Annotated in this window: 18 protein-coding genes; 10 read left to right on the top strand and 8 right to left on the bottom strand. The window is 67.9% G+C overall.

Annotation, left to right across the window (positions count from 1 at the left end; all coding sequences use genetic code 11):
• On the top strand, positions 1 to 770 hold a 770-nt coding region (locus ACK5M9_RS15250; protein WP_416893990.1), incomplete at its 5' end, for a GuaB3 family IMP dehydrogenase-related protein.
• Positions 771 to 836: 66 nt separating this feature from the next.
• Positions 837 to 2,573: a GMC oxidoreductase gene (locus ACK5M9_RS15245; protein WP_416893989.1), complete on the top strand. Its 1,737-nt coding sequence runs from the start codon at positions 837 to 839 to the stop codon at positions 2,571 to 2,573.
• 1 nt (position 2,574) lies between these two features.
• Here ACK5M9_RS15245 and ACK5M9_RS15240 read toward each other — a convergent pair whose 3' ends face one another.
• Positions 2,575 to 3,471, bottom strand: coding sequence for a TauD/TfdA dioxygenase family protein (locus tag ACK5M9_RS15240; RefSeq protein ID WP_416893988.1), 897 nt, complete (start codon positions 3,469 to 3,471; stop codon positions 2,575 to 2,577).
• A gap of 57 nt (positions 3,472 to 3,528) precedes the next feature.
• Here ACK5M9_RS15240 and ACK5M9_RS15235 point away from each other — a divergent pair, with 57 nt between their 5' ends.
• Positions 3,529 to 4,110 carry a TetR/AcrR family transcriptional regulator gene (locus tag ACK5M9_RS15235; protein ID WP_416893987.1) on the top strand — a complete coding sequence of 194 codons (582 nt, stop codon included), beginning with the start codon at positions 3,529 to 3,531 and terminating at the stop codon, positions 4,108 to 4,110.
• Positions 4,111 to 4,206: 96 nt separating this feature from the next.
• On the opposite strand, the gene ACK5M9_RS15230 is transcribed toward ACK5M9_RS15235, so the two are convergent.
• The 4 genes from ACK5M9_RS15230 to ACK5M9_RS15215 form a co-directional block, all read right to left on the bottom strand.
• Positions 4,207 to 4,587, bottom strand: a complete 381-nt coding sequence (locus ACK5M9_RS15230; RefSeq protein ID WP_416893986.1) for a DUF4345 domain-containing protein — start codon at positions 4,585 to 4,587, stop codon at positions 4,207 to 4,209.
• A 98-nt stretch (positions 4,588 to 4,685) separates the two neighbouring features.
• Complete coding sequence (locus tag ACK5M9_RS15225) at positions 4,686 to 7,061, bottom strand: glycoside hydrolase family 65 protein (RefSeq protein WP_416893985.1); 2,376 nt, start codon at positions 7,059 to 7,061, stop codon at positions 4,686 to 4,688.
• On the bottom strand, positions 7,058 to 7,849 hold the full coding sequence (locus ACK5M9_RS15220) for a beta-phosphoglucomutase family hydrolase (RefSeq protein ID WP_416893984.1): 792 nt from the start codon (positions 7,847 to 7,849) through the stop codon (positions 7,058 to 7,060). The genes ACK5M9_RS15225 and ACK5M9_RS15220 overlap by 4 nt, the downstream gene beginning before the upstream one ends.
• 75 nt (positions 7,850 to 7,924) lie before the next feature.
• Entirely contained in the window at positions 7,925 to 8,320 is a 396-nt protein-coding gene (locus tag ACK5M9_RS15215) for a cold-shock protein (RefSeq protein ID WP_416893983.1), read from the bottom strand.
• Positions 8,321 to 8,506: 186 nt separating this feature from the next.
• On the opposite strand from ACK5M9_RS15215, the gene guaA reads away from it, so the two are divergent.
• From guaA to ACK5M9_RS15190, 5 genes are all read left to right on the top strand, one after another.
• Positions 8,507 to 10,075 carry a glutamine-hydrolyzing GMP synthase gene (gene guaA, locus ACK5M9_RS15210; RefSeq protein WP_416893982.1) on the top strand — a complete coding sequence of 523 codons (1,569 nt, stop codon included), beginning with the start codon at positions 8,507 to 8,509 and terminating at the stop codon, positions 10,073 to 10,075.
• A 66-nt stretch (positions 10,076 to 10,141) separates the two neighbouring features.
• Positions 10,142 to 10,345 carry a hypothetical protein gene (locus ACK5M9_RS15205; protein WP_416893981.1) on the top strand — a complete coding sequence of 68 codons (204 nt, stop codon included), beginning with the start codon at positions 10,142 to 10,144 and terminating at the stop codon, positions 10,343 to 10,345.
• A gap of 3 nt (positions 10,346 to 10,348) precedes the next feature.
• A complete protein-coding gene (locus tag ACK5M9_RS15200; RefSeq protein WP_416893980.1) occupies positions 10,349 to 11,077 on the top strand; it encodes a phytanoyl-CoA dioxygenase family protein in 729 nt (242 codons plus the stop codon).
• Positions 11,078 to 11,230: 153 nt separating this feature from the next.
• Positions 11,231 to 11,857: a hypothetical protein gene (locus ACK5M9_RS15195; protein ID WP_416893979.1), complete on the top strand. Its 627-nt coding sequence runs from the start codon at positions 11,231 to 11,233 to the stop codon at positions 11,855 to 11,857.
• Between the two features lie 39 nt (positions 11,858 to 11,896).
• Positions 11,897 to 13,441, top strand: coding sequence for a DNA polymerase Y family protein (locus ACK5M9_RS15190; RefSeq protein WP_416893978.1), 1,545 nt, complete (start codon positions 11,897 to 11,899; stop codon positions 13,439 to 13,441).
• A 7-nt stretch (positions 13,442 to 13,448) separates the two neighbouring features.
• Here the strand turns inward: ACK5M9_RS15190 and ACK5M9_RS15185 are convergent, their stop codons facing one another.
• A complete protein-coding gene (locus ACK5M9_RS15185) occupies positions 13,449 to 14,150 on the bottom strand; it encodes a histidine phosphatase family protein (protein WP_416893977.1) in 702 nt (233 codons plus the stop codon).
• A 96-nt stretch (positions 14,151 to 14,246) separates the two neighbouring features.
• Between ACK5M9_RS15185 and ACK5M9_RS15180 the strand changes: the two genes are divergently transcribed.
• Positions 14,247 to 15,116, top strand: a complete 870-nt coding sequence (locus ACK5M9_RS15180) for a MaoC/PaaZ C-terminal domain-containing protein (protein WP_416893976.1) — start codon at positions 14,247 to 14,249, stop codon at positions 15,114 to 15,116.
• Here ACK5M9_RS15180 and ACK5M9_RS15175 read toward each other — a convergent pair.
• Together ACK5M9_RS15175 and otsB are read right to left on the bottom strand one after the other, a co-directional pair.
• Positions 15,113 to 16,570 (bottom strand): APC family permease, encoded by a 1,458-nt coding sequence (locus ACK5M9_RS15175; protein WP_416893975.1) that lies wholly within the window; start codon positions 16,568 to 16,570, stop codon positions 15,113 to 15,115. The genes ACK5M9_RS15180 and ACK5M9_RS15175 overlap by 4 nt on opposite strands.
• Positions 16,571 to 16,573: 3 nt before the next feature.
• A complete protein-coding gene (gene otsB / locus ACK5M9_RS15170; RefSeq protein WP_416893974.1) occupies positions 16,574 to 17,749 on the bottom strand; it encodes a trehalose-phosphatase in 1,176 nt (391 codons plus the stop codon).
• An 83-nt stretch (positions 17,750 to 17,832) separates the two neighbouring features.
• On the opposite strand from otsB, the gene ACK5M9_RS15165 reads away from it, so the two are divergent.
• Positions 17,833 to 21,114, top strand: coding sequence for an error-prone DNA polymerase (locus ACK5M9_RS15165; RefSeq protein WP_416893973.1), 3,282 nt, complete (start codon positions 17,833 to 17,835; stop codon positions 21,112 to 21,114).
• Positions 21,115 to 21,119 lie beyond the last annotated feature (5 nt).

Raw genomic sequence — 21,119 nt, 5'->3', positions numbered from 1 at the left:
GTGCCGCGGTGGCGCGGGTGCGTGACGCCGGGGTGACCACCGCGGTGCGGGTCAGCCCGCAGAATGCCCGGGCGCTGACCCCGGTGCTGGTACAGGCCGGGGTGGATCTGCTGGTCATCCAGGGCACCATCGTCACCGCGGAACGGGTGGTCCGGGAACGGGAGGGGGCCGGCGAGCCGCTCAATCTCAAGACGTTCATCTCCGAGCTGGACATCCCGGTGGTCGCCGGCGGCGTGCAGGACCATCGCACCGCGCTGCACCTGATGCGCACCGGAGCGGCCGGCGTCATCGTGGGATACGGCGCCACCGAGGGAGTGACGTCGACCGACGAGGTGCTGGGTATCAGCGTGCCGATGGCAACCGCGATTGCCGATGCCGCCGCCGCCCGGCGCGAGTACCTCGACGAGACCGGCGGCCGCTACGTGCACGTGCTGGCCGACGGCGATATCCACACCTCCGGTGAGCTGGCCAAGGCCATCGCGTGCGGCGCGGACGCGGTGGTGCTGGGCACGCCGCTGGCCGAGGCCGCCGAGGCTTTCGGCCAGGGCTGGTACTGGCCGTCCGCGGCCGCCCATCCGTCGTTGCCGCGGGGTGCGCTGCTACAGATCGCCGTCGGTGAGCGTCCGCACCTGGAATGTGTGCTCAACGGTCCGTCTGACGACCCGTTCGGCACGTTGAACCTGGTCGGCGGGCTGCGCAGGTCGATGGCCAAGGCCGGGTACTGCGACCTCAAGGAGTTTCAGAAGGTCGGCCTGACCGTCGGAAGTTGACGGTCCGCGCCGGATTTAGGGGTGGCTTGGTGAGGCGGCCGATGTAAAGCGGGTCATACTGCATCGATGGCACCGGATTTTGACGTTTTGATCATCGGATCGGGTTTCGGGGGCAGTGTCAGCGCGCTGCGGCTGACCGAAAAGGGCTACCGGGTCGGTGTGCTGGAGGCCGGGCGCAGGTTCTCCGACGAGGAATTCGCCGCGACCTCATGGGACCTGCGCAAGTTCCTCTGGGCGCCGCGATTGGGCTGCTACGGCATCCAACGCATCCACCCGCTGAAGAACGTGATGATCCTGGCCGGGGCCGGGGTGGGCGGCGGTTCGCTGAACTACGCCAACACGCTCTACATTCCGCCGGATCCGTTCTTCAACGACCAGCAGTGGAAGCACATCACCGACTGGCGCGAGGAGCTGATGCCGCACTATCACCAGGCTCAACGGATGCTGGGCGTGGTGCAGAACCCGACTTTCACCGACGCCGACCGGATCATCAAGGGTGTAGCCGACGAGATGGGCTGCGGGGACACCTGGGTGCCCACTCCCGTCGGAGTGTTCTTCGGGTCCGACGGCGCCAAGACCCCGGGCGTGACAGTGCCCGACCCGTACTTCGGCGGCGCCGGCCCGGCGCGCACCGGCTGCATCGAATGCGGCGAATGTATGACCGGCTGCCGCCACGGTGCCAAGAACACTTTGGTCAAGAACTATCTTGGTCTCGCGGAATCCGCTGGGGCCCAGGTTATTCCGATGACAACGGTGACGGGCTTCGAGCAGCGCTCCGATGGGTTGTGGGAGGTGGCGACGGCACGAACCGGCAGCTGGGTGCGCCGCGACAGGCGTACCTTCACCGCCGGACACTTGATCCTGGCCGCGGGCACCTGGGGTACCCAGCGCCTGATGTTCGCGATGCGCGACAAGGGCAAGCTGCCGCGGCTCTCCGAACAGCTCGGGGTGCTGACCCGGACCAATTCCGAGTCGATTCTCGGCGCGGCGACGTTGCAGGTGCCCGACGCCCTGGACCTGACGCACGGGGTAGCGATCACGTCGTCGATTCACCCCACGTCGGACACCCACATCGAACCGGTGCGCTACGGCAAGGGCTCCAACGCGATGGGGCTACTGCAGACGCTGATGACCGACGGCGCCGGGCCGGAGGGTACCGACGTGCCGCGGTGGCGGCAGCTGCGGATCCAGGCGCGGCAGCAGCCGCGGTTGATCCTGCGCATGCTCAACCCGCGGCAGTGGAGTGAGCGCACGGTGATCACACTGGTCATGCAGCATCTGGACAACTCGATCACCACCTTCACAAAGCGGGGCAGGCTCGGTGTCCGCTGGTTCTCGTCCAAGCAGGGGCACGGTGAGCCGAACCCGTCGTGGATTCCCGCCGGCAATCAAGTCACCCGTCGTATCGCCGAGAAGATCGACGGGGTGGCGGGCGGCACCTGGGGTGAACTGTTCAACATCCCGCTGACCGCGCACTTCCTGGGCGGAGCCGCGATCGGCGACAGCCCTGCGGCCGGCGTTATCGATCCCTACCACCGGGTCTACGGCTATCCGACGCTGTTCGTCGTCGACGGGGCGGCGATCTCGGCGAACCTGGGCGTCAACCCTTCGCTGTCCATCGCCGCGCAGGCGGAGCGGGCCGCATCGCTGTGGCCCAACAAGGGGCAGGACGACCAGCGGCCTCGACAGGGTGCCGCGTATCGACGAATCGATCCGGTTGCGCCGCAGCGTCCCGCTGTGCCGGCAGAGGCGCCGGGCGCGTTGCGGTGGCTCCCGATCGAACCGGTGGGCCCTACGGGCTGAGTCAGCCCGCCAAGGCCAGCGGCGCCCCGCTGACCACCCGGCTGTGCTGCCCGTGCACGTCGACGGGCACATCGCCCATCAGGGTGACCCGGTGCATCAGCCGGGGCTGGTCGTCGTAGTCGTCGACCGCGCGGTGCTGGGTTGCCCGGTTGTCCCAGACGGCCACGTCACCTGGTGTCCAATTCCAGTGAACGGTGTTCTCGGGCAAGGTTATTCGACGTTGCAGCAATTCGAGCAACGCGCTCGACTCTTGGCTGTCCAGTCCGACGAAGTTGCGGACGAAGTCGCCGGCCACCAGGGTGCGCTCGCCGGTCTCGGGGTGTACCCGCACCACCGGATGCTCGGTCTGGAAGTCGGGGGCCTCGAACACCTGACGGAAGGCTTTCTGGTTTTCGGTGAGGGATTGTGCGGCGCCGCTGCGGACGTAGTCGTAGCGGTTGCTATGCAATGCCCACAGGTTGTCGGCCAGGTGCCTCAGCGGTTCGGGTAGATCGGTGTAGCCGGTGGCGGCGTTGGCCCAGATCGTCGAGCCGCCGTAGCTGGGCAGCGTGACGGCTCGCAGGATCGAGGCCGCCGGGTAGTTGGCGGCGAAGGTGACGTCGGTGTGCCAGCGGTTGGCGCTGCCGAGTTCGGAATCGATAGGCGTGATGATGGGGGCCTCCGGGGACAATGCCGCGGCGGCGGGGTGGCCGACCGGGGTGCCCAATAGGCCTGCGAATGCAAGTTGCTGATGGTCGTCGAGGTGGTGCTGATTGCGGAAGAAGATCACCTTGTGCTTGAGCAGCCTCTCGCGGATCTCCTCGACCGTGGCGGGTTCGAGGTCGGCGCCCAAGCGGACCCCGTCGATTTCGGCGCCGATACGGCTGGCGAGCTGGCGAACTGATATCCGGCCTGTCATGGTCGTCCTCTGCGGATCTAAGTGTAGTCAATTGACTGCACCCGCTACTGTAGACGAATGACTACACCGACGGCAAACACATCTCGCGAAGGGATTCCCACCGGGCGGGACGAAGTGGTGGCGGCGGTCCTGCGGGCCGCCACCGAACTCTTCGCCGAGCGTGGGCCGGCGGCGACCTCGATCCGAGACATTGCCGGGCGGGCAAAGGTCAATCACGGCCTGGTGTTTCGCCACGTCGGCACCAAGGAACAATTGGTCGGCGCGGTGTTGGACAACCTGGCGACCGAGCTGACCGAGCTGTTGCAGTCCGGGGCTCCCGTCGGTGACCTCGACACGGCGATGGACCGGCAGATGCGGGTGTGGGCGCGAATTCTGCTGGACGGGTATCCCAGGGAACATCTGCAGACCCGGTTCCCCAACGTCGCCCCGCTGCTGGAATCGGTGCGCGGCGAGTACCGCGAACAGGGCATGTCCGACCGTGCCGCGCGGCTGGCCGTCGGCAATGCGCTGGCGCTGCGGCTGGGCTGGCGGCTGTTCGAGCCGATGCTGCGCTCGGCGACCGGTCTCGAAGCGCTGGAAGACGGGGATCTGCGGCAGGCGATCCTCGATGCAGCCGAGCGGATGCTGCAGCCGCACTGATGTCAGTTTCAACACCCAGGTGTCACAGTCGACCCCTTGCCGCCCCGCCCGGACCTCGGTCTGTGCCGGCCCGGTGCTGCAACCGGAGGGAGATCCTCAGGTGTCGCGGGGGTGGATTCGTAGTAGCGCCAGCACTGTGAGCGCGGTGGAGAACTCCAGTGCCAGATACGCAAGGGGCACAGCCGTGGGTACCCCGTCGACCAGCATGCTGACGATCCGGCCGCATGACAGGCCGCCGGTGAACGCCAGCAGTGCGTACAGCGCGGTCAGCCGCATCGACTCGCGGGCAAGGCCGCAGGCGAACAGCCCGATCATCGCGAAGATGATTCCGGCCACCGCCCGCATGGTGTTGGCCTCGTCGACGGTATGCACATCGACTTGCATCAGGTGCGGCAACACCCGGGCCGGCGCCACCCCGTAGCTGAGGGCGATCGGGGTCAGGATCACGATTGCGGCGACCAGTACCGCTTTTCGCAAGAATTCCAATCGTGCGGCCGTCATGCGCACCGCCCACATCCCGCCCCTGGAGTGTATGTGAACCCGGCCACAGGCGGCAGGATACGGCGACCCACAGATTATGTGGCGGTCCTCAGCCGGGGCAGGGACCGCCGGTGGAGCGGTTCGCGGCCAGGCGGCTGGGGCGGCGGGGGCAACAAGGCTGTGCGCGGGCGCACCCTGAAGGTCGACGGCGATTCCGTCCTCAGGCTCACCTTCTCGCCCGCGTGCTTGATCGCCAACTCACCTCCGGGCCCGTCGCGCAGCGTGTAGGTGACGTTCTGGTGGTCGGCGTCGACGGTCAGCCGGAATCCGCGCCAGCGCAACCGGAACGTCAGGCGTGAGATGCCCTCGGGCAGTTGGGGATCGATGGACATGATGCCTTCGTCGTCGCGTAGTCCGCCGAAGCCGTTGACCAACGCCATCCAGGCCCCGGCCAGCGACGCCATGTGCAGGCCGTCACGGGTGTTCTGATGCAGATCGCGCAGGTCGATCAGCGCCGCCTCGTAGGCGTAGTCGTGCGCCAGCTCCAGATGTCCGACGTCGGCGCACATCACCGCCTGGGTGCACGCCGACAGCGACGAGTCGCGGACCGTGCGGCGCTCGTAGTAGTCGACGTTGCGCGCCTTCTGTTCGGGGGTGAATGCGTGGCTCTGCCACTGCATGGCCAGCACCAGGTCGGCCTGTTTGATCACCTGGGCCGGGTACAGGCGCACGTAGGCCTCGTGCAGCAGCAGCGGGTAGGTGGTGTTGGTCTCGAAGTCCCATTCGGTAAAGGTGGTGAAGCCTTCGCATTGCTGGTGAACACCCAACTCCTCGTCGTAGGGGAGGTGGGCGGAGTCGGCCGCATCTCGCCAGGCCGCCATTTCCTCGGTCGTCACACCCAACGCGCCCGCCTGCTCGGGATGACGTTTGGCGGCGTCGGCTGCGATGCGCAGGTTGTTGGCCGCGACCAGGTTGGTGAACACGTTGTCACGCACGATCGCGGTGTATTCGTCTGGGCCGGTGACGCCGTCGAGATGCCAGAGGCCATTGCGGTCGTGGTGTCCCAGCGACAACCACAACCGGGCGGTCTCGACCAGCACCTGCAGGCCACACTCCTGTTCCAGCGAGTCGTCGCCGGTGACGATCCGGTACCGCTCGAATGCCATCGCGATGTCTGCATTGATGTGCCAGGCCGCAGTGCCGGCCGGCCAGTACGCCGAGCATTCGTGACCGCGGATGGTTCGCCACGGGAAGGCGGCTCCGTCGAGGCCGAGTTCGGCCGCGCGTTCCCTGGAGAGGTCCAGGATCGACGCCCGCCAGCGCAATGCGTCGGCGACGGCGTGCGGGACGGTGTAGGTGAGTACCGGCAGCACGAAGCCCTCGGTGTCCCAGAAGGCGTGGCCGTCGTAGCCGGTGCCGGTGAGTCCCTTGCTGGGGATGGCCCGGCGTTCGGCGCGGGCGCTGGCCTGCAACAGGTGGAACAGCCCGAAGCGCACCGCCTGCTGGCATTCCGGGTCGCCTTCGACCTCCACGTCGCAGGTGTCCCAGAACTCGTCGAGGTAGGCGCGTTGGCCGTCGATCAGACCCTGCCAGCCGCTGTAGTGAGCGCTGGTCAGCGCCGCGGAGGCCTGGTCGCGCAGTGCCGGACGTGACCGCAGGCTCGACCAGCCGTACGCCAGGTACTTCACCACGCGCAGCTTCTGTCCGGGCCGCAGGCCGCAGATCACGGTGGTGCGCTCCAGATCCGGGCGGGCATCGGTGGTGATCTCTACCCGTCCGGGCACCTCGACCTCGTGATCCATGGCGGCGGCCATCATCAGGGCGCTGCTGCGGGTGCGGTGCATGAGCATCGCGCCGCGTTCGGTGCGTTCGTGCTCGACTGCCTCCAGGGGTTTGTCCAGGATCGCCGACACCCTCGGGTCGTCGGAGGTCTGCGGCTGATCCTCGTTGGTGACCAGTTCGGATTGCACTGTGATCCGGGAGAACTCGTCGATGGCCTCGACGATGTACTCGATGGCCGCGACACCGCGGTGGCGCAGGGACACCATCCTGGTGGAGACCACCTTGACCTGCTTGCCGGTGGGGGAGCGCCAATGCGTGCGGCGGGTCAGCGTTCCGGCGCGCAGGTCCAGGACACGTTCGTGGTCGAGCAGTTCGCCGTAGCGCACGTCGAACGGTTCGTCGTCGACCATCAGCCGGATGATCTTGCCGTTGGTGACGTCGACGATGGTCTGGCCGGCTTCGGGATAGCCGTATCCGGCTTCGGCGTAGGGCAGGGGGCGGATCTCGTAGAACGAGTTCAAATAGGTGCCCGGCAGGCCGTAGGGTTCGCCTTCGTCGAGGTTTCCGCGCAACCCGATGTGCCCGTTGGACAGGGCGAACAGCGATTCCGACTGGGCCAGCACATTCAGGTTCAGCCGGGTCTCGCGAATCTGCCACGGTTCGACCGGGAATGCTTCCTCGGTGATCATGACCGAACCTCCTGCGTGTGGTGGCCAGCCTGGCCACGGTTGTCGCCGAGTAGCTCGGCGAGATCGGTCACCACGATGTCGGCCCCGTTGCGCAGCAATTCCGGGGCCTGGCCCACCCGGTCGACGCCAACCACGATCCCGAAGTTGCCCGCCCGCCCGGCCTGCACCCCGGAGATGGCGTCTTCGAACACCGCGGCCGCGCCGGGCTCGACGTCGAGCAGCGCCGCCCCGCGCAGATACGGATCCGGGGCGGGCTTGCCGGTGATGTGTTCCTCGCGCATCGTCACGCCGTCCACCCGCTGCTGGACGAACCTGTCCAACCCGGTGATCTCCAGGACTTGGCGGGTGTTGGCGCTCGAGGAGACGACGGCGACGGCCAGGCCGGCGGCTGTCACGGCCTCCAGGTAGCGGCGGGAGCCCTCGAACACCTCGACGCCGTCGTCGTCCAGGACCTTCTGGAACATGTCGTTTTTCCGTGTGCCCAGCCCGTACACCGTGTCGGCGTCGCCGGTGTCGTCGGGGCTGCCCTGGGGCAAGTCGATACCCCGGCTGTCCAGGAACGACCGGACCCCGTCCTCGCGCTTCTTACCGTCGACATATGTGCGGTAGTCGGCGACGGGGTCGAACGGGACGAACTCGCCTCCGGTGTGTTGGGCGCGTTCGGACAGGAACGCGTCGAACATCTGCTTCCAGGCCTTGGTGTGCACTCCCGCGGTGTCGGTGAGCACACCGTCAAGGTCGAACAAGCAGGCGTGCACCTTCTCGGGCAGACCGAACGCAGAGCCCACAGGCTGAACCTCGCTTTCGGGTGTCGTCGACCGATATCACTGTGCAGTCCCCGGCAGGGGCGCCGATGACAACGGCTAGTCGATCAGGCCGTGGCCACGGGCAATCCCTTCGAAGGCGTCCCGCACGGCGAGGATTTGCGGAGCAGTAAGCGGTGGAGTTGTGTGCAACAGCTTTTCGGTCACGGTATTCCGGAATTCCTGCACCGAAACGACGTCGAAATACTCGTCGCCGATCGGGTTGGCATCGCCGGAACTAGCCGAGGGGGTGTCCGACAAACGTACTGCGCGCGCAAACTTTCCCCGGTCTCCTTCGTCGACCTCGAAGGAAACACTGGCGCCGCGTACAGCCGAATGCTTTTCCATCTCAAGGTCGTTGGCGTGTAGGAAGACATCCTCACCGCCGGTATCGGGCGTGATGAAGCCATATCCGCGCACGCCGTCGAAACGGACGATTCTTCCTGCGACCCGCAACTGCTACCCCTTTTCCACGCCTCCAACGCTTCGGTGATCATACAGTCGGTCACCGGCTTGCTGAAGTGGACGCTGCGATGGGAAACCGCCGCGAGGCTCGGCTGGGCAAAGACGTCCGACCCCCCGGAGAGACCACGTCGGCCGGGGTGCGCGGTCGGGTGTCCGCGGCTACTACACTCGGTGCCCGTGGAAGCAGCCCCGCCGCGGCCCGTCCTGGTTGTCGACTTCGGTGCACAGTACGCGCAGCTGATCGCCCGGCGCGTCCGCGAGGCGCGGGTCTTTTCCGAGGTGATCCCGCACACCGCGTCGATCGAGGAGATCCGGGCCCGCCGGCCGTTGGCGCTGGTGCTGTCCGGCGGTCCGGCCAGTGTCTACGCCGAGGATGCTCCGCAACTGGATCCGGAGCTGTTCGACCTCGACCTGCCGGTGTTCGGCATCTGCTACGGGTTCCAGGCCATGGCCGCCGCGCTCGGCGGGACCGTCGCGCACACCGGCGCCAGCGAGTACGGTCGCACCGATTTGAAATCCCTTGGCGGCGAATTGCATTCGGGCCTACCCGCGGTTCAGCCGGTCTGGATGAGTCACGGCGACGCGGTCACGGCGGCGCCGGCCGGATTCGACGTGGTAGCCGCCACCTCGGGTGCGCCGGTAGCGGCGTTTGAGTGTCCGGAGCGTCGGCTGGCCGGTGTGCAGTACCACCCGGAAGTGATGCACAGCCCGCACGGCCAGCAGGTGCTCAGCCGGTTCCTGCACGAATTCGCCGGGATCGGCGCGGACTGGACGCCGGCCAACATCGCCGGTGCGCTGGTCGAGCAGGCGCGTGCGCAGATCGGTGCCGGCCGCGCGATATGCGGACTGTCCGGCGGGGTCGACTCGGCGGTGGCAGCGGCGCTGGTGCAGCGCGCCGTCGGTGAGAAGTTGACGTGCGTGTTCGTCGACCACGGGTTGCTGCGGGCCGGTGAGCGCGCTCAGGTGGAACGGGATTTCGTCGCCGCCACCGGAGCCAATCTGGTCACCGTCGATGTGGCGCAGACGTTCCTGGATGCGCTCTCGGGAGTGCACAACCCCGAGGGTAAACGCAAGATCATCGGCCGCCAGTTCATTCGGGCATTCGAGGGTGCGGTCCGGAACCTGGTGCAAGACAGTGATTTTGAGGACGTCGGCGTCGAGTTCCTGGTGCAGGGGACGTTGTATCCGGACGTGGTGGAGTCCGGCGGCGGCAGCGGTGCGGCGAACATCAAGAGCCACCACAACGTCGGCGGCCTGCCCGACGACCTGAATTTCACCCTCGTCGAGCCGCTGCGGCTGTTGTTCAAGGACGAGGTGCGCGCGGTCGGCCGGGACTTGGGTCTGCCGGAGGAGATCGTTGCGCGCCAGCCATTTCCCGGGCCGGGGCTGGGTATCCGGATCGTCGGCGAAGTCACCGCGGAGCGGTTGGAGACGTTGCGGCACGCCGACTCGATTGCCCGCGAGGAACTCTCGGCGGCCGGCCTGGACCAGCAGATCTGGCAATGCCCGGTGGTGCTGCTGGCCGACGTCCGCTCGGTGGGAGTGCAGGGCGACGGGCGTACCTACGGGCACCCGATCGTGCTGCGTCCGGTGTCCAGCGAGGATGCCATGACCGCCGACTGGACCCGGGTGCCCTACGAGGTGCTCGAACGCATATCGACCCGCATCACCAACGAGGTGCGCGAGGTCAACCGCGTGGTGCTGGACATCACCAGCAAGCCGCCCGGAACCATCGAGTGGGAGTAGCCGGGGGCGCCATCTTGGCTGGTCAAGGGGTCTGGGCTGAGGTGGCTACTGAGATACAATGCCGTAATGATGACCATGCTGTCGGTGGCGGATGTCGAGCGTCGCGAGTTTTGGAATGCGCTGTGTCCGGGATTGTCGATTGAGTCCGGCGGTGTCGGCGCCCCTGCCGTGCTGGGCGAGATCAACCCGCTGTTGGCGAACCTGAAACGGGAGGGCTACGTCCAGGTGCCCGGCGCTCTGCCGGAAGTGACCACCGCACCGATCCGCTAGGCGGTGTCGACGCTGTTCCAGCGGGGAATCCCGTTGCCGTTCGCTTTCGTCTACGACGAATTGTGGCTGGCATTCCGGAGTCTGTCCCGGTTCCTTTCCACCGTGCTCGGTGTGGACTACCGGGCACTGCCCGACTTCTGGGTTTGGCATGTCAACCCCAGCGAGAATTCGGCGGGTTGGGGGCCGCATCGCGACCGGGTGATTCCGACACTCGATGCCGACAACTCGCCGCACACGCTGACCGTGTGGCTGCCTTTCACCGACGCTACCCCGCTGAACGGGTGCATGTATATGCTGCCCGCGCATCTCGACGACCGGTTCCGGCAACGTCGATGGGACGGGGAGGGCAATAACGTCGTCTACAACCCGCAGGACATCAGGGCGCTGCCGGCGACTGCCGGAACCTTTTTCGCCTGGAATCAGGCTGTTCTGCACTGGGGTGGACGAGGTAGCAGGCTGGGGTCCGCGCCGCGGGTCAGCGCCGCCTTCGAGTTTCAGCGCGCCGACCGCCCGGCGTTCAACAGCCCGCTGCTGGATCCCCATCGGGTGCCGTCGTTCACCGAGCGGCTCGGGCTGATCGGCAAGCAGGTGCTGCAGTATCGCCACATGTATCCGCTGTCCGATGACATCGGGGCCGTCGCCACCGTGCTTTCTCAGCGTTACATGCCGGGCGTTGCGGTTACGGAGAGGGTTCCGACGGGAGTCCCGACGGGAGTCCCGGCCACCATCTGAGCTTCCGGGCGGCTATACGGGGGCAATGAGGCTGGTTTCGCGCGGTTCGCGCGGGGCTCCGTGACGGGTTCCTTGACAGGCCCCTTGACGTTGTTGCCGGCTGGGTGTTTACTACTGATTCGAACATATTTTCGAAACAATTGAAGGTTGATCATGACTGCGGTTTCCCCTTCCGATCAACGGCGGGAAAACCGTGCCGACCAGCTTAAACAGTTACGTCAGAAGATCGCCGCACTGTCGGGAAAAGACGCCGGGTGTGTGGACGACCTGTTACCGGCGGGGCCGGCGCCGGTGCCCCGGGGAAGCGTGGCGGTGCTGTCCGGGGCGCGGTCGCTGTTACTGCGCATGGTGGCCGCGGTGACGGCGGACGGGGGTAACGCGGCCATCCTGGGGCAGCCCGATCTCGGGTTGCTGGCCGCGGTCGAGATGGGGGCGGATCTGAGCCGGATCGCGGTGATACCGGACCCGGGAAACGATCCTGTGGAGGTCGCCGCGGTGCTCATCGACGGCATGGACCTGGTGGTTCTCGGCCTCGGTGGGCGGCGGGTGACCCGGACGCGGGCGCGAGCGGTGGTCGCGCGTGCCCGTCACAAGGGGTGCACCGTGCTGGTCACCGACGGCGACTGGGAGGGAGCATCGACGCGGCTGGAGGCCCGAGTCCGCGGTTACGAGATCACAGCGGGCCGCGCGGGAGTACCCGTCCCCGGGTTCGGGCGCATCGGCGGTGTCCGCACGCAGGTGTGCTCCGGGCGGACGGCCGGTCGATCGCGAACCGGGTGAGTTCGGGTGCCTGCTTCACGTGTGCTGGCGATCTGGTGCATGGACTGGCCCGCAGTGGCGGCGGGGGCGGCGGCCGGCCTGCCCGCGACGGCACCGGTCGCGGTCACCGTGGCCAACCGGGTGATCGCCTGCTCGGCGACGGCCCGTGCCGCCGGGGTGCGGCGCGGCCTGCGGCGCCGGGACGCGGCCGCGCGATGCCCGCAACTGCACATCGCCGCCGCCGATGCGGACCGCGACGCCCGGTTCTTCGAAGGGGTGATCGCCGCGGTGGACGATCTGGTGCCCCGCGCCGAGGTATTGCGGCCCGGACTACTGGTCCTGCCGGTGCGCGGGGCGGTCCGGTTCTTCGGGTCCGAACAGCAGGCCGGCGAGCTGCTGGCGGACGCGGTGGCCGCGGCCGGCGCGGAGTGCCGGATCGGGATCGCCGACGGTTTATCCACCGCGGTATTCGCCGCGCGCGCGGGCCGCGTGGTGGAGCCGGGAGGCGACGCGCGGTTCTTGTCCGCGCTGTCGATCCGGCAGCTAGCCGTGGAACCGAGCTTGGCCGGGCCGGGCCGGGTCGAGTTGACGGATCTGTTGTGGCGGTTGGGGATTCGCACCATCGGGCAGTTTGCCGCGCTGTCGCGCACCGATGTCGCCTCCCGGTTCGGCCCCGACGCGGTGGTCGCTCACCGGTGCGCCCGTGGTGAGCCAGAACGCGGCCCCTCGGGAAGGGAGCTGCCCACCGAACTCGACGCCGTGCTGGACTGCGACCCGCCGATCGAGCGGGTCGATGCCGCGGCATTCGCCGGCCGCTCACTGGCCGCCGCGCTGCATCAGGCGTTGCTGGCTGCCGGGGTGGGGTGCACCCGGCTGGCCATTCACGCGGTCACCGCCGGTGGTGACGAGCTGGAACGGGTGTGGCGGTGCGCCGAGCCGTTGACCGAGGAAGCCACCGCGGACCGGGTGCGCTGGCAGCTGGACGGGTGGTTGAGCCGTCGGATGGCCTGCGGTCGCCCCCTGGACGCGCCGGTGACGCTGTTGCGGCTGTGTGCGATCGAGGTGATCTCGGCCGGTGCGCTGCAGCTACCACTCTGGGGTGGGCTCGGGGATGAGGACAGGGTTCGTGCCCGACGGGCGCTGGTGCGGGTTCAGGGCCTGCTCGGCCCGGAGGCGGTACGGGTTCCGGTGCTGTCCGGCGGCCGGGGCCCGGGCGAACGCATCACGCTGGTCTCCCTGGGGGACGAACCGCTGCCGCGGGCCGACCCGGACCGGCCGTGGCCCGGCCGGCTGCCCGATCCGTCGCCGGCGGTGCTGCTCGATGCCCCGGTGGAATTGTTCGACGCTCACGGCAACCCGGTCCGGGTGACCAGCCGGGGAATGTTCTCCGCCGATCCCGCGCGGTTGACTGCCCGCGGACGCACCGAACGGTTGCGCTGGTGGGCCGGGCCCTGGCCGGTCGATGAGCGCTGGTGGGACCCGGAGGCGGGCTCAGCCGGTTCGGCAAATCGGGCAGCCCGCGCCCAGGTGCTTTTGGACAGCGAGCGTGCACTGCTGCTGTGCTACCGGCAACGGAAGTGGTATCTCGAAGGAGCCTATGAGTGACCCCGGATCAGTTGAAGTTACGGATGCCGTCCCACTCCACCAGTGTCCAGCCGTTGGCCGGGCTCCCGGTGATGACCACCCGACCGGCATTGGGCAGCGGGTGGCTGTCCAACAGACTGACCTTGGGATTCTTGACGTTCATCAGCGTCCACACCATGATCGCCGTGCCCTGGGAGACCGCGGCCGGCTTCTTGTTGCCGCTGTCGTAGATCGTGCGGACCGCGTCGGCGAACCGGGAGTTGAAGTCTTCACCGCTGACCGATCCGGGGATGCTCGTATTGACGTCGCCTTTCACCCACATCGTCGGCGCCAACAGGTATGTCGAATCGGCCATCGACTGCGGCTTGCCGTTGTACCAGCCGGCGTTGATCGATCGGAGTCCCTGCACGACCTCGGCTCGCTGGCTCGAATTGGCGGCCAACGTTTCTGCGGTTTGCTGGTCTGCGGTCATGGGCGAGGTGTAGATACCGTCGAAGTCGCCGCGCGAGAGCTGCTGGGCCTGTCCTTTTCCGTCCGCGGTAAGGCCGGGACCCGGGATTTCGGTGTCGATGACCCCGTCGGCTTCGGCCTGGGACTGTGCGCTGCGGATGAAGGTCAGGGTGATGCTGCGGGCCTGTGGTTCGCCACCGCCGCAGGCGCCGACGAGCATCGTCGCGGCGAGCAGGGCTGCGAATTTGGAGATATTCCACATCGTGGTGCGCTTAGCCATGGCGATAGCCTGCCTTGTCGACACCATCGGAGGGAAGGGTTTGCGATGGTTAGGTCGGAGAAAATTCGTAAATCTGGAATCGGAAGGAGACTTTAGATGGCGATCGACCCGAGTGCCGTCGGAGCGACGACGGAACCCCAGCTGTTCGACTGGGCCGACCGGGACACGCTGCTCTACGCGCTCGGCGTCGGTGCCGGCGTCGGCGATCTGGCTTTCACCACCGAAAACAGCCGGGACACTCCGCAGCAGGTGTTGCCCACCTATGCGGTGATCTGCTGCCCGGCGTTCGGGGCGGCGGGCAAGGTCGGATCGTTCAACTGGGCGATGCTGCTGCACGGGTCGCAGACGGTGCGGCTGCACGCTCCGCTGCCGCCGGCCGGTGCGCTGTCCGTGGTCTCCGAGGTGGTCGATATCCAGGACAAGGGCGAGGGCAAGAACGCGGTCCTGATGCTGCGCGGCCTGGGTCGGGATCCCGACAGCGGAACGCTGATCGTCGAGACGCTGACCAACCTGGTCATCCGGGGCGAGGGCGGTTTCGGTGGCGAGAAAGGCCAGCGGCCGGCGGCGCCGGAGTTTCCCGACCGCGAACCCGATGCGCGAGTCGACCTGCTCACCGGCGAGGACCAGGCGCTGATCTACCGCCTGTCCGGCGACCGCAACCCGTTGCACAGCGACCCCTGGTTCGCCACCAACCTGGCCGGGTTCCCCCGGCCGATCCTGCACGGCCTGTGCACCTACGGGGTCGCGGGCCGGGCCCTGGTCGCCGAGCTGGGCAACGGCGTCGCGGCGAACATCACCTCGATCGCGGCGCGGTTCACCAAACCGGTGTTCCCCGGCGAGACACTGTCCACCTCGATCTGGAAGACCGAGCCGGGTAGGGCACTGTTCCGCACCGAGGCCTCCGGCGCGGAAGGGCTGGGCCCCCGTCTGGTGCTCGACGACGGGGAGGTGGAGTACTCCGGCTAGTGGGGGGCGGGGCCAATGCGGGCGGATCGGTCGGCGGATCGGTCGGCGGATCGGAAGTAGTAGAGGTAGGCGGCCGTCGGCACCACGACGAACGCCGTAACGACCAGCGCTATCGAGAAGTAGTTGGGGCCGCCGTCCGGCACCAGCAGGATGGTCCGGTAGTCGAAGGACACCGCCAGCGCCGCCGAGATCGTCACCGCCGCGACCGGTAGCACCGTGCGGGTGAACCGAGTCGGTGTGATTGCCGGATCGGTGCCGGCTCGGTTGCGCGCCAACCGCATCACGGCGAGCGGGACGATGATGAACTGGATGAACCGGGCGATCACCGCCAGACCGGTCAGGTGGTCGTTGTCGAAGTGCAGTGCCAGCGGGAAGGCCAGCGCCAGCGACGCGGTGACGGCGAAGGCGGCCATGGGAACGCCGAAGCGATTTTTCTTCGAGAGCCGGGTCGGCAGTACCCCGGTGTCGGCCAGGGCGGTCCACAGCCGCGGCGCTCCGAACGAGGCGGCCACGTTGATACCGAACATCGAAACCAGCGCGCCCAGGACGACGACCGTCCGGAAGGTGTCGTCGCCGATCGCCGCCGCCAGTTTCACCGTGTCGTGCGACGCGACGATCCTGTCCGACCCGAGCAGCATTGCTACGGCTACCGCGAGTACATAGATGGTGCCGACGGCCAGAATTACAATCGGTATGGCTTTGGGCAGGTTCCGGTTTGGCTCGGTCATTTCCTCGGCGGCGTTGGCAATCGACTCGAAGCCGGTGAAGGCATACAGTGCCGACATGGTGGCCAGCACCAGCGTGGCCGGCGTGTTGTTCTGTCCTATCTGGATGAAGCCGAACAGTGCGTAGGGTTGCGGGTGGTGGACCAGCGATGAGCCGGCGGCGCCGTAATTGTTCACGTGCTCGGTGACGATGATCCACACCCCGCCGGCGATGAAGACCGCGAGCGCGAAAACCTTGCCCAGCGTGGAGATTCCGTTGGCCCACCGGATCACGCGATTGCCGAACAGGTTGATGACCAGCAGCACGGCGACGAAGCCCAGGAACGTCAATGTCTTGATGCTGAAGGGGTCTGTGTCGATTGACCAATCATGTTGCGGAAAAGCCACTTTGAGAAGTGTCGAGACGAACAGTGTGGCCAGCACCCCCCAGGCGATCGAGGCGATCACCGCGTGGGTGACGCCGACGTAGATGGCCAGACGCCGGCCAAACGCCGCATTGGTGTAGGCGTAGGAGGCGCCGTTGGTCGTGACGTAGCGGGCCGCCGTGGCGAAGACCATCGCCATCGTTCCGGCGAAAAGACCGGCCAGGATATAGGCCAGCGGCGCCAGCGGGCCGGCGAGCTTGATGACGGCGCCGGGGGTCAGGAAGATGCCGGCGCCGATGATGGCGTTGATTCCGAGCATGACGACGCTGCGGAAGCCGAGTTTGCCCCCTGCCGGGTGGGTCACCCGTCAGCTCTTACCGGCGTCGTCGAGCTGACGTGCCAGCCGCCCGGTGAACTCCGCGACTTCGACGGGACTGGCCAGTGCGAACAGCGCGGCGGTGGCGCGGTCGCCGTCGTCGTTGTGGCGCACCACGATCGGCACACCGGCTTCCCGCACGGCATCGAAGGCGTCCTCGTCGGTGATGTCGTCGCCCAGATAGATCGGCAGACGCGGTGCGTTGTCCCGGCCTGGGAGCCGGCCGATGATCCAGTGCAGGGTCCTGCCTTTGTCCCAGTCGATGTCGGGGCGCAGCTCGATGACTTCGCGGCCCGTGGTGACCCGGAGTGCGTCGTGGCGGCCGGCGGCTCGCACAGCGGCGGCCACTTCACCCACCCGGTCGCGCGGGGCGTTGCGATAGTGCACGGCAACGCCGAATCGCTTGTGCTCCACGACCACTCCGGGAATCGGGGCCAGTTGTGTGCGAAGCTGCGCCGCGGCGTGTTGCAGCACCGGGATGAGCGCGGCGGCGGCCTCGTTCTGGTGGTGGGTGCCGTCGGGGGCGGTGAGCTCGAAACCGTGGCTGCCGGCATACCAGATACCCGGTATCCCAACACGTTCGACGATATCGGCGAGGTCGCGGCCGCTGAGCACCGCGACCGGGCAGTGCCGGGCGAGCTCGCGCAGGGCGGCTACGGCGCCCTCGACGGGCCGGGCGGAATCGGGGTTGTTGACGATGTCGGACAGGGTGCCGTCGAAGTCGAAGAACACCGCCGGTTGCCGTGCGGCGAGATCAGCGGCGAGGTCCGGGGTGTGCAGCGCGTCGGGAAGCTCCGACATCCTGTGGTCGCCGGTGCGGACGTCGATTTCACCGAGGCCGGCCACCACGGCATCGGCCCCGGCATCATCGGCCCCGGCATCCAGCGCGGAGCTGTCCTCGCCGAGTCCGATCACCAGCGCGAAGCCGGCCGCACGGGCCGCTGCGACAGCCGATGGGTCGGCGGCGATGACGGCGGCGCGCCCGGGCTGCGCGGATAGTCGTTCGGCGGCGTTGGTCGGGGAGTCGTTGCCGGAGCCGAAGACATCGACGCCCAGACGGGCTTGGCGCAGCCGGGTGATCAGCGCGTCGCGGGTGTCCGGGGGGCCGGGCAGGGCGGCGTCGAACAGCACCGTGTCGTGGCGTCGTGGATCGATGGTGACCGCCATGGACCCAGCCTCTCACGGGGCGGGTGGGCAATGCCTCCGCCGGCATGTTGATGTATCGAACATATGTTCGATACAGTGTGGCTATGGGTTGGGGCAATGGTCCGCCGAGCTGGGCGGAAATGGAACGGGTCCTCGATGGCAAGCCGCGCCATGGCGGGGCGTCTGTTCCGCCCGGCGGGGCGGGGGAGGGTCCGCAGTCGTGCGAACGCGGCGCGTACCCGACAGGGCCGGGCGGGCCCCGGGGCCGGTCGTCGGTGGCCTACGCCGAGTTGCATGCGCATTCCGCCTACAGCTTCCTCGACGGCGCCAGCACCCCGGAGGAACTGGTGGAGGAGGCCGTGCGGCTGGATCTGCGCGCGCTGGCACTGACCGACCACGACGGCCTGTACGGGGCGGTGCGGTTCGCCGAAGCGGCCACCGAGCTCGGCCTGCACACCGTGTTCGGCGCCGAGTTGTCGCTCGGCTGCCAGGCCCGCACCGAGCAGCCGGATCCCCCCGGACCGCATCTGCTGGTACTGGCCCGCGGACCGGAAGGGTACCGGAGGTTGTCCCGGCAACTGGCCACCGCACATCTGGCCGGCGGGGAGAAAGGCGCACTGCGCTACGACATCGAGGCGTTGACCGAAGCGGCCGCAGGCCACTGGCACATCCTTACCGGATGCCGTAAAGGAGCTGTACGCCAAGCGCTTTGCGACGGCGGCCCGGAATCGGCGAAAGGCGCGCTGGCCGACCTGGTGGACCGGTTCGGCCCCGGCCGGGTCAGCATCGAGCTGACCCATCACGGCCAGCCCGCCGACGACGAACGCAACACCGTGCTGGCCGGGCTGGCCCCGCACTTCGGGGTCGGGGTCGTCGCCACCACCGGGGCGCATTTCGCCCATCCGTCCCGCCGCCGGCTGGCCATGGCGATGGGCGCGATCCGGGCCCGGCAATCCCTGGATGCCGCCGCGGGCTGGCTGGCCCCGCTGGGGGGCTCGCACCTGCGATCCGGCGATGAGATGGCTCGGGTGTTCGCGCAGCGGCCGGAGGCGGTGGCCGCGGCCGCCGAACTCGGTGAGCGGTGCGCATTCGCTCTCGCGCTGATCGCGCCGCGGCTGCCGCCGTTCGAGGTGCCCGGCGGGCACACCGAGGACAGCTGGCTGCGCGTGTTGACCATGGCGGGAGCCCTCGACCGGTACGGGCCGGCCGAACGGGCGCCGAAAGCCTACGCGCAGATCGAGCGGGAGCTGAAAGTGATTGCCCAACTGAAGTTTCCGGGCTATTTCCTGGTGGTGCACGACATCACCCGGTTCTGCCGGAGCAACGACATCCTGTGCCAGGGCAGGGGATCGGCGGCCAATTCCGCTGTGTGTTATTCCCTGGGAGTGACCGCTGTCGACCCGGTTGCCAACGACTTGCTGTTCGAACGGTTCCTGTCACCGGCCCGTGACGGCCCCCCCGACATCGACATCGACATCGAGTCGGATCAACGCGAAAAGGTGATCCAGTACGTCTACGACAAGTACGGCCGCGACTATGCCGCCCAGGTGGCCAATGTCATCACCTACCGGAGTCGCAGCGCGGTGCGCGACATGGCCCGCGCCCTGGGTTTCTCGCAGGGGCAGCAGGACGCGTGGAGCAAACAGATCAGTCACTGGTCGCCGCGGCCCGCCGATATGGCGGATATCCCCGAACAGGTGATCGACCTGGCGGAACAGATTCGGAGCCTGCCGCGGCACCTGGGTATCCATTCCGGCGGCATGGTGATCTGCGACCGCCCGATCGCCGACGTGTGCCCGGTGGAATGGGCGCGCATGCCCAACCGCAGCGTCCTGCAATGGGACAAAGACGACTGCGCGGCCATAGGTTTGGTGAAGTTTGACCTGTTGGGGCTGGGCATGCTGTCCGCGCTGCACTACGCGCGGGACCTGGTGGCCGAACACAAACGCATCGAGGTCGACTTCGCCAGGCTCGACCTATCCGAGCCCGCGGTGTACGACATGCTGGCGCGGGCCGATTCGGTCGGTGTTTTCCAGGTGGAGTCGCGGGCGCAGATGGCCACGCTGCCGCGGCTGCGGCCGCGGGTGTTCTACGACCTGGTGGTGGAGGTCGCGCTGATCCGCCCGGGGCCCATCCAGGGCGGGTCGGTGCACCCCTACATCCGGCGGCGCAACGGTGTGGACCGGGTCGTCTACGACCACCCCTCCATGGAGCGGGCCCTGCGGAAGACACTGGGGATACCTCTTTTTCAGGAACAGCTGATGCAGCTCGCGGTCGACTGCGCCGGCTTCTCCGCCGCCGAGGCCGATCAGCTGCGGCGCGCCATGGGCTCCAAGCGGTCGACCGAACGCATGCAGCGGCTGCGCGGCCGGTTCTACGACGGCATGCGCACCCTGCACGGCGCCCCCGACGAGGTGATCGACCGGATCTACGAAAAACTGGAGGCGTTCGCCAACTTCGGCTTCCCCGAGAGTCACGCGCTGTCCTTCGCGTCGCTGGTGTTCTACTCGTCGTGGTTCAAGTTGCATCACCCGGCGGCGTTCTGCGCGGCGCTGCTGCGGGCCCAGCCGATGGGCTTCTATTCACCGCAGTCGCTGGTGGCCGACGCCCGGCGGCACGGCGTGGTGGTGCACGGGCCGTGCGTCAACGCCAGCCTGGGCTACGCGACCCTGGAGAACGAGGGCATGGAGGTCCGCCTCGGGCTGGGGGCGGTGCGCCATATCGGTGACGCCTTGGCTGAAAAGCTGGTCGATGAACGCGAATCCCACGGCCCCTTCGTCTCGCTGCTGGACCTGACATCGCGGCTGCAGCTCTCGGTGCCGCAGGCCGAGGCGTTGGCGACAGCCGGGGCGCTGGGCTGTTTCGGGATGGCCCGACGCGAGGCGCTGTGGGCGGCCGGGGCGGCAGCCACCCAGCGGCCAGGCCGGTTGCCGGGGGTGGGGTCGTCCTCGCACATTCCGGCGCTGCCGGGGATGAGCGAGCCGGAGCTGGCGGCCGCCGACGTGTGGGCCACCGGCGTTTCCCCGGACAGTTTTCCCACACAGTTCCTGCGGACGGACCTGGACAAGCTGGGGGTGGTGCCCGCAAAAAAGCTGGGGTCGGTGCCAGACGGTGACCGGGTGCTGATCGCCGGGGCGGTGACCCACCGGCAGCGGCCCGCAACCGCCCAGGGGGTGACGTTTGTCAATTTGGAGGACGAGACCGGCATGGTCAACGTGCTGTGCACGCCCGGGCTGTGGGCGCGGTACCGCAAGCTGGCCCAGACGGCCTCGGCGCTGTTGATCCGCGGTCAGGTCCAAAACGCCAGCGGCGCGGTCACCGTCGTGGCCGAACGGATGGGCCGGATCGCCCTGTCGGTCGGTTCACGGTCACGTGATTTCCGGTAGCAGTA

Source organism: Mycobacterium sp. (genome assembly GCF_047975165.1).
GTDB lineage: Bacteria > Actinomycetota > Actinomycetes > Mycobacteriales > Mycobacteriaceae > Mycobacterium.
This window is presented reverse-complemented; position numbering and strand designations above follow the sequence as displayed.